The organism is Haematospirillum jordaniae (assembly GCF_001611975.1).
Lineage (GTDB): Bacteria > Pseudomonadota > Alphaproteobacteria > Rhodospirillales > Rhodospirillaceae > Haematospirillum > Haematospirillum jordaniae.
This window is the reverse complement of the sequence record NZ_CP014525.1, coordinates 1,498,046-1,513,084: the sequence shown is the minus strand read 5'-3', so window position 1 is coordinate 1,513,084 and position 15,039 is coordinate 1,498,046. Positions and strand designations below refer to the sequence as shown.

Sequence of the window (15,039 nt, the reverse complement as noted above, 5' to 3'; positions counted from 1 at the left end):
GCTTCACTTGATTTTGTGGACAATGATGCATGACTGATACAGGTACCCTGCAGCAACAGACCACGATAGCCAAACGGGCCCTGTCCCTGATGGATCTGACATCACTGGATGCAGCAGATAATGCTGCAACTGTTTCTGCAATGGCTGAAAAGGCCGATACACCTTTCGGATCACCGGCAGCCCTTTGCATCTGGCCACACCTTTTGCCCACAGCCAAAGCCGCGCTGGTGAAGCAGAACTTGAAGAATGTAAGACTGGCGACGGTTACCAACTTCCCACACGGCGGGGAAAATGCCGCAGCAGCAGCACGGGAGGCCGAGGTGGCCATTGAACAAGGGGCCGACGAGATAGACGTTGTTTTCCCTTGGTCTGCGCTGCTGGATGGAAATGCAGCCGCTGGTCAGTCTGTGGTTACACAAAGCCGCCAGGCCGCTGGCTCCAAGGTGCTCAAGGTCATTCTTGAAACGGGCATGCTGCATGATCCTTCCCTGATCCGCCAAGCCGGAGAAATCAGTATCGCAGCCGGCGCTGATTTCCTGAAAACCTCCACCGGAAAGGTTGATGTCAATGCAACGCCTGACGCTGCCCGCATCATGCTCGAAACCATTCGGGACTGCGGCAGAAAGGTAGGATTCAAGGCATCGGGTGGAATCCGGACCGTTGCCGATGCCAAGCTTTATCTTGATCTGGCAGAACGCATCATGGGGCCTGACTGGATAAGCCCCGAAACATTCCGCTTTGGTGCATCGGGGCTTTTGGCAGATATTCTGGCCACCCTTGGCCACAAAGGCGCCCCCCCGGCAGGGCATGAGTACTAAGGCGACGAGGCAGGAGAATACCGGCATGCGCGCTATTATCTTGATCATGGACTCCTTTGGCATCGGCGCAACGCCTGATGCAGAGCGTTTCGGAGACCAAGGAGCCAGCACCATCGGCCATATAGCCCAATGGTGCCGTGATGGGCGGGCCGATAGCCCGGAACGCTCGGGGCCACTGCGGATTCCCAATCTTGAACGCCTGGGGATTGGCTTGGCTGCACGTCTTGCAACAGGGGAGCTTCCAGCAGGGTTTAACCCCCAACCGGATATCATCGGCGCATGGGCTGCCGCCCGTGAAATATCCAGCGGTAAGGACACCCCATCCGGTCACTGGGAACTGGCCGGTGTGCCCATAAGGTTTGACTGGGGTTACTTCGAGAAAAAGGACAATACGTTCCCCCCTACGCTGTTGGAGAACCTTGTTCGCAGGTTTGATCTGCCGGGCTGGCTTGGAAACTGCCACGCCTCTGGAACGACCATAATTGCCGAGATGGGTGAGGAACACGTACGAACGGGCAGGCCCATTTTCTATACATCCTCAGATTCTGTTTTCCAGATTGCCTGCCACGAGGAAAGCTTTGGCCTGCAACGGCTGTACGATTTGTGTGAGATCGCCTTCGAGGAAGTAAGGCCTTACAATATATGCCGCGTGATTGCGCGGCCCTTTATCGGAACAACAGCAGATACCTTCAAGCGAACAGGAAACCGGCGCGACCTTGCTGTCAAACCCCCTGCCCCAACCGTTCTCGAGAAGTTATCGAATGCCGGTGGAACCGTTGTCGGCATCGGGAAGATCCCCGATATCTATGCCCATGTCGGCATTACCCGCAGCATCAAGGCCAGCGGCCACGATGCACTGTGGGATGCCACCCTGCAGGCCATGAAGGATACTGGGCCGAACAGCATCATCATGACCAACTTTGTCGACTTTGATCAAACCTGGGGGCACCGCCGTGATGTGGCTGGTTATGCCGCCGGGCTGGAGCATTTTGATAACAGACTGCCCGAACTAATGGCTTGCCTAGGTAAAAATGACGTGTTGCTGGTGTCTGCAGACCATGGTTGCGACCCCACTTGGCAAGGCAGCGACCATACACGGGAACACGTTCCCGTTCTTGCGTTCGGCCCCCGGATCCCCCCAGGCAACGAAGGCATCCGCGAGACCTTTGCCGATGTGGGGCAAAGCTTGGCACACATGTTCAGCCTGTCACCTTTCCCGGATGGAACCGTCATGCCGTGGGCGCGTGCGCTTTCGCCTTGATCACACCATCGTGTTACACCTTGTCAGAACCGGAATTGTTTTATGAACCATCATCAACAGCTCAGGCAGGAAGCGATAAAGGCCCGCGAGAAAGCCTATGCACCGTACTCCCGTTTCAAGGTTGGGGCTGCCCTGCAAACACATGACGGCCGTATCTTCCACGGCTGCAATGTCGAAAACGCATCATACGGCCTGTGCAACTGTGCGGAACGAACGGCTTTGTTCAAGGCTGTCTCGGAGGGATATAAACCCGGTGAATTCACATGCCTTGCCGTTGTTGGCGATACAGATGGACCGATCGCACCCTGCGGGGCCTGCCGCCAAGTTATCATAGAGCTTGGGTCACCTGCCCTAGAAGTTGTCTTGACCAACCTGAAAGGTGATATGGAAACAACCACGGCATCAGCTTTGCTGCCCGGTGCATTTTATCTTGATCCTGAAACAACACAATCCTGAAGTGGAAGTGCCGTTCTCATGTCCAATGTCAGCACCCAGCCCGAAGTTTTTCATCTTGGCCTGAACCGCGCCATGCTCGCGGGCGCAACCGTCGCCATTCTGCCGGGCGACCCGGGACGAAGCCCTCTTATTGCCGAACGTATGGATAATGCACGTCCACTGGCCAGTCACCGTGAATTCACATCATGGCTGGGTGAGCTGGAGGGCGTACCGGTTATCGTGTGCTCGACAGGGATTGGCGGCCCGTCTACATCGATCGCGGTCGAGGAACTGGCACAACTTGGCATTCGCACCTTCCTGCGCGTGGGTACAACGGGAGCTATACAGAAACACATTGCCGTCGGTGATATTCTGGTGACAACGGGCGCTGTGCGTCTGGATGGGGCAAGCCACCACTTCGCACCGGCCAGCTACCCTGCTGTGGCTGACTTTGACTGTACAACAGCCTTGGTTCGGGCCGCCAAAGAGGAAAACGTAAACCTGCACGTTGGCATTACAGCGTCTTCGGATACCTTTTACCAAGGGCAAGAGCGCTATGATACCTACTCTGGACATGTCCGCCGCCAATGGGCTGGGTCACTCTCGGAATGGCAGGCCCTGCATGTTATGAATTACGAGATGGAATCCGCCACCCTGTTTACCATGTGCTCTGCTATGGGTCTAAAAGCCGGTATGGTGGCAGGTGCGATCGTGAACCGAACCGAACAAGAGATGCCGTCACCTGATGTTATAAAGAGAACGGAACAAGCTGCCATTTCCGTGGCCGTCCGGGCAGCAGGCATTCTTGCGCACCAAACCACATGACACCCTCACAAGGCCCGGTATAAATCCGGGTCTTTTCATATGGCGGTAACTCTATAACATCACAAATAAAGCACCGGCAAAAAACACGTACGCCAACCTGCGATTGGCCGTCACGAAATGCGAATCGGAATGAGAGGCTGTTGGTCATGGCGCTGAACCAATCCCCCTGAAGCAAGATGCCACAGCCTTGTTCCCGAAGAAAATCTCCCGGTTGCCCAGCAAACACGGCATTCGCGCCGCAAACTTGTGATGTCCTATGATTTTACCTTGCAGACATCGTCATTGATGGCTCTATTAAGTGTAACTAATGCACAAAAATAAAAAACAATCAGTATAGAGAGGAGGACGTCTCATGCGAGAAGCAAGGGAACAAACACGACTGGATGAAGCCATCACACACCGGCTTGATATCAACATGCCGGCCTCTGTTTGTGAACACGATGAACAAAACCTGTGTCACGAATGGCAGTTAAGCGATCATGAATACAGCTTGATTGTTGCCCATAATGCGTTCAATCGCTGGATTACACGATGCATGGCTGCTGTTGGATACCCAGATTTCAGCCCACTTGATATTCTGGTTCTTCACAGCGTTAATCACCGCAGACGGTCAAAACGACTGGCAGACATTTGCTTTGTCCTGAATGTGGAAGACCAACATACCGTCAACTACTCCCTGAAGAAGATGCTCAAGTCAGGTTTGGTCGAGGGAGAGCGCCGCGGTAAGGAGCGCTTCTACAGAACAACAACACAAGGTGAAGCAGTCTGCAGATCCTATCTTGCCATTCGAACCAAGTGCCTGCGCGACGCCTCTGAACGACAAGACGATAGCAGAGATGGTTTTCACCATCTTGCAACGGCATTAAGAGATCTTTCAGGGTTCTATGACCAAGTTGCCCGGGCGGCATCGTCGGTCTGACAGACTATCTTAATCCTGAGCGGGGGAAAACTCGCTCAGGATCAAGACTACGCCTATAGCAGGGAAACACGTCAAAGCAGCTCCATAAATTCTGGCATAAAGAAAGCCACAGTCGCTTTCATATTATCGGGTAAAAGCTCGAAGACATCCTGAACATACTCTGACGTTGCAAGACTGTACCCAATCGTTGGCAGCGGCTCTGACTTTTCAGGGCTAACATCAAGCGTTGGCACTTCCTCCGTCCTACATGCCATGGTATCAAGGTTAATCCAGTCCCCGGAAGTATCCGAGGTAATAGGGCCCGGAGTATACCCATGAGAGGAAGGCAAGCAGACGCCAGCAAAACCTGGGTGCTTCTCGTCCGGCATTTCTACAGAAACCGTCATCCGCTCAGCCCGGAAATCGCGCCCATGCTGATCTTGCAAAATAATCTTTCCGATATTGTTCTCAACGAGGAAGGACGCCGTAATGCCATGTGCAGAGCCGGCCTGTGTTATCACATTGGCCAGTTCAGTCGGCGTACGCCACGACTGCGCCTGAATATGCAGAACGCCTGGTGAACTGAGAACAGGGTGGATAAACTCAAACGGCAGGGACAAAGCATGCCCCGAATACGCACCAATATCCAAGAAGGCAGTAGACGGCACAGCGTCTGAAGCCATACGCCCGTCCACACGGTCCAGAACATCAGGCAACCATACAATTGCCGGCGTTACAGACCAATGAGCCGCCGTAAAAGGTTGTGCCGCTGCATTCTCGATAACCAAGGCACCATCACTGATTTTTGCCAAGGTATTCTCCAACCCTGGCTTGGTTCGAATGGCATCGTTGACCGCCTGCTGGATTTCTTTAAGCGTCGTAAACGTATCCCGAACCGTAACAGCCTCATCACCGATCTGAAACTGCAGGTTCACGATCAGCAAATCCGGTCTTGTGGCCGACGTGGAATTGCCAGACCCCGCCATTGCCATGGTGTTACCTGACAGGTCAAACTTAGCAAAAGATGGCTGTGCATAGGCCATTGCGCCATCCTGCGGCAGGATACGGGATACGCCTAGCAAGGACTGCGCATCCAGACTCAGTTCAGGATCTTCATGTGCTGCATCACCCTCGTGATACTGCCGGTCAAGACGCAGAGTTGCCTGCAAAGCAGGCTCATTCAAATGATGATACGATGTATCCTGCGGCGGGACGATACCCGGCTTACCCGGTTCGGTCTGGGCACCGATTGTGCCGGCCTGACCACGTCCATCAGGTATGACGAGCGCCACGCGCTCGAAAATAAATCCCTCCGGACTACTGATAACAAGCCTGTTCTGACTGTCCAATGATGCAACAAGTTCATGGGGATCATTCACAAATGCCTGATTGAGAATCTCAACCAGCTGATCCGGGCCGGTGCTTTCATGACAATCGACCGCAATATGAACAGATTCCCTCAGTATCTCCCCCTTACGCAAAATAATGTTAAGGTCAAGAGGCTCTCCCACACTACCGTTCCATATGCCTGATGGCCAAAGCTCAGAAAGCGTTATCGAAGATGGAACAGGATCCAGTGCAAGGCCGCCAGATTCACCATCCCGGATCTGTAATGCAACAGCCGGCCTAGACAGAGTTACCTCCCCGCCACCCATGGGAGCCTTGGTCGTTGTTTTTATCGTAATAACCCCATTGTCGTCAGCAGCAACCTCGAAACGGGCCTTGGCGAACAAGCCCAAAACATCCTGCTCACCGGTAAAGGTAATATTGACATCATGGCCACCAATCTTGAATTGCATGCCTTTTGGGGATAGGCCATCAGATAATGGAGGCAACCTGAATGTCATCATGGAGACAGCCCCGCTATCAGGCCCCGGAAAAGACGCAGGCGCATGCTGTACAGGTGGCAGGGCACGGTCGGACCCTTCGGGTGGGGGATTGTCGCCCAACATGAGCCTGAACTCACCGGGATTGAAACGAAGTTCTGCTGTACTGCCAATATCATCGCGGTGGGCCATGACCTTGCCAATACGGACATTCCCCATATTCATAAACCGAAGAGAATGACCATCCGGGGCAACCTTGATCCTTGCCGCTTCATGCATGCTTCCGCTTAGAGCGGTCTCCATGTCTTCGGCAAGACGATTAATGTCCCAGAACTTAGGACCTGAGCCACGCGTAACATGATAGCTATGCCCATCAATGGTAAAAGAAAGGCGATCAGCCTGAACGCCATAGACAGCTGTATTTCCTGCACCTTGCACATGCGGAATGCGCCATTCCCAGACAGAGTCAGCAGGATAAGGAATATAGGACATCCCAAGAGCGCTACCATCCACATCAACATCAACATCTGACGAAGAACGCCCAGCGCTGACAGCAGCATGCAGAGTTGTGTCATGATCCGTGGCCATATCCCCTCCCATGATGCAAAAACATCAAACACGCCGGAAAAAATTTTGAAGCACAATCGGCATTCCTCTGAGACAAGGAACAGTGCAGAGCTATGAATAAAATCACAAATACATTCAATACTCCACCGCAGTATTTTGAATGAGAAACAATTGAAATGCTCAGGTCAGAAAAAATATGCTTATGACATGTATGAAAGCAAATTTTCTGTATGTTGAGATGATTCGTGCCACAGAACCTGTACAGATTGTATTCATAAGGTGCACAGGCTTGAAGAATACCGTAAAAACGTGCTCTGTTTTCTCCCGTCTCCCATCACGCAGCACACTACAACGTACCTGAACTGCGATAACCCAGGTTTCTGCATGTCCTTTGATCAGCCGCGTTCCCACCGCCACATTCCAGCCTCCCAAGCTCTGGAAGCCCTTTCACCACCAGCTGGTTCTTCACGAATCTGTATCGGTGACATTACACGGGTCCTTGATGACCGGGCGTGGGGTGTCATCGTTCTGGCCTTGGCATTTCCCTGCCTTATTCCCATGCCGATACCTGGATTTGGTCTTGTGTTCGGGGCTCCCCTGCTGGTTATAAGCCTGCAGCTGGCAGCCGGACAGAAAAGACCGTGGCTTCCAGCTATTCTCAGCCGCCAATCCATTGACCTAGAGACATGGAAAAAGTCTCTGACTATTATTCTACCCAGAATGAGGAAGGTTGAGAAAATACTGCGCTATCGTTTGCCGTGGCTCTCATCAACCGCAGGGGAAAGATTGACAGGCATCATGATGGTTATTGTGTCTGCTCTTCTTCTCCTTCCGGTTCCCTTTACCAATATCCCCTTGGGAATCATCCTCTGCCTGCTGGGGCTCGGGCTTTTTGAGCGTGACGGGATTGTTCTTTTGATTGCATGGTCTCTATCACTAATCGCCCTTATGATTTTTTCCGGGCTTATCCTTTTCGGCGGAACCGCCGTCATGGGGCTTTTTGCCTGAATGATCCCATATCCCGCAAAACAGGCCCCGAAGCGCGTCGCAACCTGCGAATGCAGCAGGGGCCCCAGCACACATAAAACAACAATACCTTGATATAAAAGTCTTCTTAATCCTGGCATCGTGCTTGCTCTGGTATGGGCAAGCCGATGAAGGAGTACAGAGAGATGTCCGTTACCCTGCTCAACAGCCACCAAGACATTATTGCTGTTGTCATGGGTGACCTAACCCTCTCGACCTTGGACAGCGTTCTGCCGGTGTTTATAGACATCAGCCAAGACGCAAAACAGGACGTAACCCTTGATCTGAGCAGCGTAGCGGTCATCGACGCCGCCGCAATCGGGTTGATCATCGCGCTGAACCAACGCTTGGTTTCCAGTGGTCGGGCACTGACACTCCTGTGCCCGCCCGGTCAGCCAAGGGGCCTGCTGTCCCTGGTCGGACTGGATAGCCAGGTCAAGATGATAGAGACATACGCACCCGGACCAGCGGTGCACTGAAACACCGGCAGAGGGATAAAACCTTCTGCCCACCCCCGCCAAGCCTGAGCCCCATCTCTCCCCCAGGGTCTTCAGGAATGGCGGGGGTTCCTCATTTCAGCATCCATGACCATGGGCATACAGAATTGTTTTGCTGGCTTTCCCGTGACAAAACAACCTCATTAGGGCAGCATGGGATGCACGTGTCACAGCACTAGGAAAGAGCGCGCGATGTTCAGGCTGCACCCCCGCCTTGAAGCCGATACCGTTGAGATTGCGGTCTGGCCCCTGAGCCGGGTTCTGCTGATGAATGATCGTACGTATCCTTGGCTGATCCTAGTCCCACAGCGGGAAGATGTCCGTGAGCTGCACCATCTGTCACCGGAGGATCGTACCCGCCTGGTCCATGAAATGGCGCTGGCAGCACGTCTGCTGGAAGATGCAACCAAAGCCGACAAGATTAATGTGGCCGCCTTGGGGAACCAGGTGCCCCAGCTGCACGTGCATGTGATCGCCCGTTTTCACGATGACCCAGCGTGGCCTGATCCTGTGTGGGGTGTTGTCCGCCCGGAACCTTATGATCAAGCCAGCCTCTCTCATACAATCCGGATGCTGCGCGGTAATATGACCCCACCACAAACAGCCGGATGATAGCTGTATATCATTGCCAGCTCGCACGTTCCCGTCATGATGGACTCTCCATGAACACGCATTCCCCTGCCTTGGTCTGGTTTCGCTATGACCTGCGCTTGGACGATCATCCCGCCCTTGTTGCCGCCATCGAAAGCGGTGCCCCTGTTGCAGGAGTCTTTGTTCTGGATCCGGACAGTGACGGCCGCCCGCTTGGGGCCGCATCACGCTGGTGGCTGCATCACAGCCTGAAAAGCCTGACAGACCAGCTTGCCCGCCTTGGCGTAACATTGATATTACGCCAAGGCCATAGCGCGACAGAAATCATGTCTGTTGCCAAGGAGCTGAATGCCAGTGCGGTTTTCTGGAATGAAGGCCACACACCGTGGATGACAGCACAGGACCACGCGGTACAGGAGGCCCTGAAGTCCCAGCCCATACAGGGCGTCATGACACGCTCCGGCTTGATGGCTGACCCCGGGGCTGTCCGCAATAAGGCCGGGGGACGGTTTCGTGTCTTCACACCATTCTGGAAGACACTGTCAACACTCCATCCACCACACAAACCGCTGGACGTGCCATCGCAGATACGACCGGCACAAGCCCCCCCGACAAGCGGTTCAAACCTGCGGGACCTCGGCCTTCTCCCCACATCAGGACCGGACTGGACACAAGGGCTGCGGGACACCTGGGAACCAGGAGAAGACGGCGCCTTCCAACGCCTCGGGCATTTTCTGGACGGTGTTATCGATGACTATGCCACAGGCCGTGACTTTCCGGATCGGGCGGCAACATCGTGCCTGTCGGCCCATTTGCGGTTCGGGGAAATTTCGGTCCGCCGGATATGGGATACAACATTGGGAGCTGTGGGCGAGAAAGGCCTAAAGTTCCTGTCAGAAGTCGGATGGCGGGAATTCAATCATCACATCCTGTTCCAGCACCCGTCCCTGCATACAGAACCGCTGCGACCGGAATTCCGCCGATTCCCCTGGCAGGATGACCCAAAAGCATTCCGGCTCTGGTGCCGTGGACAAACCGGCTACCCCATTGTGGATGCCGGCATGCGGGAGCTATGGCACACAGGCTGGATGCACAACCGCGTGCGCATGATCGTTGGCTCCTTTCTGGTGAAAGATCTGCTGGTGCCGTGGCAAAAAGGGGAAGACTGGTTCTGGGATACACTGGTGGATGCCTGCCCTGCCAATAATCCGGGCAACTGGCAGTGGGTAGCTGGCTGTGGCGCCGATGCGGCTCCGTTCTTCCGTATTTTCAATCCGGTCCTACAAGGTGAAAAATTCGATCCTGCCGGTGCATATGTGCGCCGCTGGGTTCCCGAGTTACGGACACGGAGTGCACGGTCTGTCCAGCACCCTGTTGACCCCGACGACCTGTTTGCGCGCAGTGCCTACCCACCCCCCATTGTCAATCATGGACGTGCGCGCGATCGTGCCCTTGCAGCCTTGAAAGCTCTTGACACAGCCACCTGATCAGACCGGACGGTCCGGTTCCCCGTAACGGGCAATGCTGAGACCGTCCATGTCGATATCCGGGGAACGCCCACTGATAAGGTCTGCCGTAATCCGCGCCGAGCCACAGGCCATGGTCCAGCCCAAGGTTCCATGTCCCGTGTTGATCCACATGTTGCCATACCGGCACCCGCCCAGAACCGGGGTTCCGTCGGGCGTCATCGGACGCAGGCCACACCAAGCATCTGCATAGTCCACCATGCCGGCATCAGGAAATAAATCCCGCACCACATGCCGGATCGTACGAACACGTCGGGGAGAAAGCGTCATATCATATCCAGCCAGTTCTGCCGTTCCCGCAGCACGGATACGATCCCCCAAACGGGTCACCGCCACTTTGTATGTCTCATCCATAATGGTGGAACGCGGCGCAACATCCTCGTTGAGCACAGGCAAGGTGATGGAATACCCTTTTACAGGCGCTATCGGCAGATAAATACCAATCTCGCGGGCTACAAGAGGCGATGAACTCCCCAAAGCCAGCACAAAGGCATCAGCCATAATCATACCTTCAGATGTCAGGACGCCCGTAACCCGCGTAGCATCCACCTGCAAGGCCTTGACCGTCACACCATGACGGAAAACAACGCCCGCATCGGCTGCCATGGCGGCAAGGGACCGGGTAAACTTCAGACAGTCACCAGTTTCATCTCCGGGCAAGCGCAAACCACCAATAATCTTGTGCTGAACGGGTGCCAACCCGGGTTCAACCGCGATACAACCGGCCTGATCCAGAATATCATGGCGCACACCATGGCGTTCAAGAACACGACAATCACGGGAAGCCTCATCCAGTTGCACCTGCGTACGGAAAATCTGCAAGGTTCCAAGCATACGTTCGTCATACGTAATCGCGGTTTCTGCCCGCAGCGCCTTCAGAAGATCCCGCGAGTATTCGGCGATACGCACCATACGGGCCTTGTTGATCTCATAAGAAGAGGGATTACAGTTGGCCAAGGCACGCGCCATCCAGACAACCGTGTCCGGATCAACAGCGGGGTGGAGAATCAGGGGCGCATGCCGTGAGAACAGCCATGACAGGGCTTTGAGAGGGATACCCGGTGCCGCCCACGGAGAGGCATAGCCCGGTGATATTTCCCCTGCATTAGCATAACTGGCCTCTAGGGCGCTCCCCTTCTGGCGGTCAAGAACCTCTACCTCGTGACCGGCACGAGACAAGTACCACGCTGTTGTGACACCGATCACACCGGCACCAAGAACCAGAACACGCATGCGATCCCCCATCCCCATGCATAGGCTGAATCTGGATAAATACAGACCCCAGCCCCGTGATTTCCTTTCTGGTCACCGTAGCATGAAAATCCCGTCACACACATGGCACTACGACCAAGCAGAGATAATCGACAATACCAAAAACCTGACAGATCCAAGAAACCAGGTAAAATAGGATGTGATGCCGGGGGGCACAAAGAACAGACATCACATGGGGAAAGGCAGCAGATTCATGACAGGCTCTTTTTATGCCAGCATATACGCGCGATCACCTGCCAACGGGAATCGTATTCTGCTGGATACACCCGGTGGCCGGACCATCACCTGGACCATGGCGGCGGAATGGTCGGCCCGCTATGCAGACAGCCTTTACCGGCTTGGCCTGCAAAAAGGTGACCGGATCGCCGTACGGGTACAGAAATCCCCCGAGCTTCTGTTGCTTCATCTGGCCTGTCTGAGGGCGGGCGTGGTCTTTATCCCCATCAACCCGGATCATGAGGGGCAGACACTGGACCATATTCTGCATGACGCCAAACTACAGATCCTGATCGTGGAACCGGAACGGGAAGAGCACTGTCATGCCTTGGCACAGCGCTTCGGTATTCATCATGTGCTGACTTTGGGGACACATCACAACGGAACTTTTGCCATTCATGGCAGCAAAGGATCAGATCAGTTCCCGATCGTGGAATGTCATCCCGATGATCCGGCAGTCATACTATATAGCCCTGACCCCAAAGGACGGCAGAGTAGCTCCCTGCTGTCCCATGGTAATCTACTGTCCGTAGCACAGAACCTCATACAGGCGTGGCATATCACAGATCAGGATATCGTTCTGCATACCGTACCCATGTTCCAGACTTACGGCCTGTCTATCGGCAGCCATTGCGCCTTGCTTGCAGGAGCAAGCATGATATGGCTTCCCTCCTTCAACGTAGACACCGTTCTGGCCAGCCTACCCCGCTGCACCATCTTCACGGGAACCCCATCTTCCTACGAGCAGCTGTTGCAGAAACCCGGGCTGGGTCGTGTGTCCACCCAGAACATCCGCCTGTTCTTGTCTGACACAGCCCCCCTGCCGGACCGCATGTTCCATGACTTTGAAACCCGCACGGGCCATCGTATCCTAGAATGCTCCGGCATTACGGACAGCACACACGTTACAACGGCAGAAAATGCCAACAGGCACGAAACAAAGACCCCCCACGACAACAGGCTGGTTCCGAACCCGTAAAACAGACCTGCACGCGTATTATGAAGACATAATCTCTGGCCCGAAAGGACCCCATCGCTTTGACAGCCCCATGAATGTGGCTCATCCTGGCTGGCCCGGCACATGGCATGGACCAACACAGTGAGCACCGATACAACACTCAGCATTCTTATCCTTGCTGCCGGCTTTATTGGGACCGGAATTGCTGCCGGATTTCTGGCAGGGCTTCTGGGAGTTGGCGGTGGGATCATCATGGTCCCTGCCCTGTTCCACTTACTGGCAACCCCGGGCATTGATGACAGTATACGGATGCACATGGCCGTTGGAACGTCCTTGGCCGTCATTATCCCAACGGCCCTGTCATCATCATGGTCGCACCACCGTCGTCATGCCATCGATACAGACCTGCTGAAGACATGGGCACCCGGCATTGTCGCGGGCTCTGTTCTGGCAGGTATCATCGCAGCATCAGTCAAGGGATATGTCCTGACCGCTGTGTTCTCGGTTACGGCTCTTCTGGTCGCCCTCCATATGGCCTTCGGCCCGTCAGGATCTTCTTTCACCAGCCGGATGCCGGGAACTTTGGGGCAACTCTGCCTAGGCACCTTAATCGGCACACTTGCCACATTGATGGGCATTGGCGGAGCAACGTTAAGCGTGCCAGCCATGACAGCGTTCTCTATCCCTATACACCGCGCTGTTGCAACAGCCAGTGCCCTTGGTCTGGCGATAGGGATTCCCGGCGCAGTCGGGTTCGCAATGGCCGGAACGGATACCCCTGGGCGCCCCCCTTGGTCGCTGGGCTACATAAGCCTGCCCGGCGCACTCGTTCTTGCACCGCTCAGTGCCTGCTTTGCCCCATGGGGGGCACGGGTCTCACATACGGTCAAACCACACAGACTGCGCCAAGTCTTTGCCCTTTTCCTTTTCGTGACAAGCCTGCGTATGCTCTGGAACCTCAAGAGTTAGGCGGCACACCCCAGCCGCTGCAGAACGCGACCACGCCCGAGCAAGGGCAGAAGAACCTTAAGCTCCGGACCATGATCCAAGCCAGTCAGGGCCAAGCGCAGTGGCATAAACAAGGCTTTGCCTTTTCGCCCGGTGTGCGTGGACACAGCCCCCGTCCACTGCTTCCAAGTCTGCTCGTCCCATGGCTCTGGCGGAAGCAAGGAAGCAGCTTCAGTCAAGAAAGCTGCATCTTCGCAAACAGGAACCATTGGGCCATGCAAAATACGGTACCATGGCAGGGTATCGGCAACCGTTTGCACGTTCGGGCGGACAGCTAACCAGAAGGACTCGTCGGCCAAATCACAACCCAAGGACCGAAGGCGTTGAGCAACCTGATCCCAGCCCATGCCATGGACCAGTTTCTCTGTCAGACGCATGAGATCTGCTTCATCCAGCCGCGGGGCACCACGTCCAAAGCGCCCGAGATCAAAATCCTGGATCAGACCCTGCACATCCTGAACCGGCTCCACCGCCTCTGAAGAGCCAAGGCGCGCCAGAAGGGCATGGACAGCCAGTGGCTCAACCCCCTTATCGCGCAATTCTGCCACAGACAAACTACCACTGCGCTTGGACAGCTTGTGCCCATCCGCTCCAACCAACAGAGGGAGATGAGCAAACGCCGGCAGATTCCCCCCCAAGGCTTGGAACATCTGGATCTGGACCGCCGTATTGGTCACGTGATCCTCACCCCGCACAACATGGGTTATGCCCATCGCAACATCGTCAACAACCGACGGCAATAGATACAAAAAGCTGCCATCTTCCCGAATCACCACCGGATCAGCCAAGTGGGCTGCATTATAAACACACTCACCACGAACCAAGTCCGTCCAGCGTATCTCTCCGGGATCAAGCCGGAATCGCCAGTGCGGGCGCCGCCCCTGTTGCTCTAGGGTTTCCTTCTGCTCCGATGTCAGCGCCAATGCCGAGCGGTCATAAACAGGAGGCAGGCCCCGTGCACGCTGCCGGTTGCGCATATATTCCAGTTCTTCGGGTGTCTCGTAACAAGGGTACAGGCGACCATCAGCAATCAGGCGGTCCCGCGCCTGCACATACAGATCAAGTCGACGCGACTGGAAAAACTCCTGCCCCCATTCAATGCCCAACCAGCGCAGGTCACGGGCTATGCCTTCGATGAACTCAGGCCTAGAACGCTCTTGGTCTGTATCATCATAGCGCAGCACAAAGCGCCCCGGATCACCGCCTGCAAGCAAGAAATTAATAACAGCCAGACGGATATTGCCCATATGAAGGGCACCGGTGGGGGAAGGAGCAAAGCGAACACGAACAGACATTCAGTATGTTTTCCAGAAAG

Annotated in this window: 13 protein-coding genes and 1 pseudogene; 11 read left to right on the top strand and 3 right to left on the bottom strand. The window is 54.9% G+C overall.

Annotated features, from left to right (window positions below; all coding sequences use genetic code 11):
* Positions 1 to 29 precede the first annotated feature (29 nt).
* The 5 genes and pseudogenes from deoC (at position 30) to AY555_RS07095 (ending at position 4,258) form a co-directional block, all read left to right on the top strand.
* Entirely contained in the window at positions 30 to 818 is a 789-nt protein-coding gene (deoC, locus tag AY555_RS07115) for a deoxyribose-phosphate aldolase (protein ID WP_066135142.1), read from the top strand.
* A gap of 25 nt (positions 819 to 843) precedes the next feature.
* The gene (locus AY555_RS07110) at positions 844 to 2,079 is read left to right on the top strand and encodes a phosphopentomutase (RefSeq protein ID WP_066135140.1); all 1,236 of its coding nucleotides are present in this window, start codon (positions 844 to 846) and stop codon (positions 2,077 to 2,079) included.
* Between the two features lie 27 nt (positions 2,080 to 2,106).
* Positions 2,107 to 2,535, top strand: a pseudogene (locus AY555_RS07105) (cytidine deaminase); the annotation flags it as partial.
* A gap of 18 nt (positions 2,536 to 2,553) precedes the next feature.
* Positions 2,554 to 3,339 carry a uridine phosphorylase gene (gene udp, locus AY555_RS07100; protein WP_066135137.1) on the top strand — a complete coding sequence of 262 codons (786 nt, stop codon included), beginning with the start codon at positions 2,554 to 2,556 and terminating at the stop codon, positions 3,337 to 3,339.
* A 352-nt stretch (positions 3,340 to 3,691) separates the two neighbouring features.
* Positions 3,692 to 4,258, top strand: a complete 567-nt coding sequence (locus AY555_RS07095; protein WP_066135135.1) for a winged helix DNA-binding protein — start codon at positions 3,692 to 3,694, stop codon at positions 4,256 to 4,258.
* 71 nt (positions 4,259 to 4,329) lie between these two features.
* Here AY555_RS07095 and AY555_RS07090 read toward each other — a convergent pair whose 3' ends face one another.
* Positions 4,330 to 6,651: a hypothetical protein gene (locus tag AY555_RS07090; RefSeq protein ID WP_066135133.1), complete on the bottom strand. Its 2,322-nt coding sequence runs from the start codon at positions 6,649 to 6,651 to the stop codon at positions 4,330 to 4,332.
* Positions 6,652 to 7,014: 363 nt separating this feature from the next.
* On the opposite strand from AY555_RS07090, the gene AY555_RS07085 reads away from it, so the two are divergent.
* The 4 genes from AY555_RS07085 (at position 7,015) to AY555_RS07070 (ending at position 10,231) form a co-directional block, all read left to right on the top strand.
* Positions 7,015 to 7,638 (top strand): exopolysaccharide biosynthesis protein, encoded by a 624-nt coding sequence (locus AY555_RS07085; RefSeq protein WP_066135131.1) that lies wholly within the window; start codon positions 7,015 to 7,017, stop codon positions 7,636 to 7,638.
* A 164-nt stretch (positions 7,639 to 7,802) separates the two neighbouring features.
* Positions 7,803 to 8,135 carry an STAS domain-containing protein gene (locus AY555_RS07080; RefSeq protein WP_066135129.1) on the top strand — a complete coding sequence of 111 codons (333 nt, stop codon included), beginning with the start codon at positions 7,803 to 7,805 and terminating at the stop codon, positions 8,133 to 8,135.
* A gap of 210 nt (positions 8,136 to 8,345) precedes the next feature.
* Entirely contained in the window at positions 8,346 to 8,765 is a 420-nt protein-coding gene (locus AY555_RS07075; RefSeq protein WP_066135127.1) for an HIT domain-containing protein, read from the top strand.
* A gap of 50 nt (positions 8,766 to 8,815) precedes the next feature.
* Positions 8,816 to 10,231: a cryptochrome/photolyase family protein gene (locus tag AY555_RS07070; protein WP_066135125.1), complete on the top strand. Its 1,416-nt coding sequence runs from the start codon at positions 8,816 to 8,818 to the stop codon at positions 10,229 to 10,231.
* Here the strand turns inward: AY555_RS07070 and AY555_RS07065 are convergent, their stop codons facing one another.
* On the bottom strand, positions 10,232 to 11,503 hold the full coding sequence (locus tag AY555_RS07065) for a D-amino acid dehydrogenase (protein WP_066136754.1): 1,272 nt from the start codon (positions 11,501 to 11,503) through the stop codon (positions 10,232 to 10,234).
* A 232-nt stretch (positions 11,504 to 11,735) separates the two neighbouring features.
* Here AY555_RS07065 and AY555_RS07060 point away from each other — a divergent pair, with 232 nt between their 5' ends.
* The gene (locus tag AY555_RS07060) at positions 11,736 to 12,737 is read left to right on the top strand and encodes an AMP-binding protein (protein ID WP_167798424.1); all 1,002 of its coding nucleotides are present in this window, start codon (positions 11,736 to 11,738) and stop codon (positions 12,735 to 12,737) included.
* A gap of 120 nt (positions 12,738 to 12,857) precedes the next feature.
* Positions 12,858 to 13,685: a sulfite exporter TauE/SafE family protein gene (locus AY555_RS07055; protein WP_245176898.1), complete on the top strand. Its 828-nt coding sequence runs from the start codon at positions 12,858 to 12,860 to the stop codon at positions 13,683 to 13,685.
* On the opposite strand, the gene gltX is transcribed toward AY555_RS07055, so the two are convergent.
* Positions 13,682 to 15,019: a glutamate--tRNA ligase gene (gene gltX, locus AY555_RS07050; protein WP_066135119.1), complete on the bottom strand. Its 1,338-nt coding sequence runs from the start codon at positions 15,017 to 15,019 to the stop codon at positions 13,682 to 13,684. The two genes, AY555_RS07055 and gltX, sit on opposite strands and share 4 nt — an antisense overlap.
* Between the last annotated feature and the right edge of the window lie 20 nt (positions 15,020 to 15,039).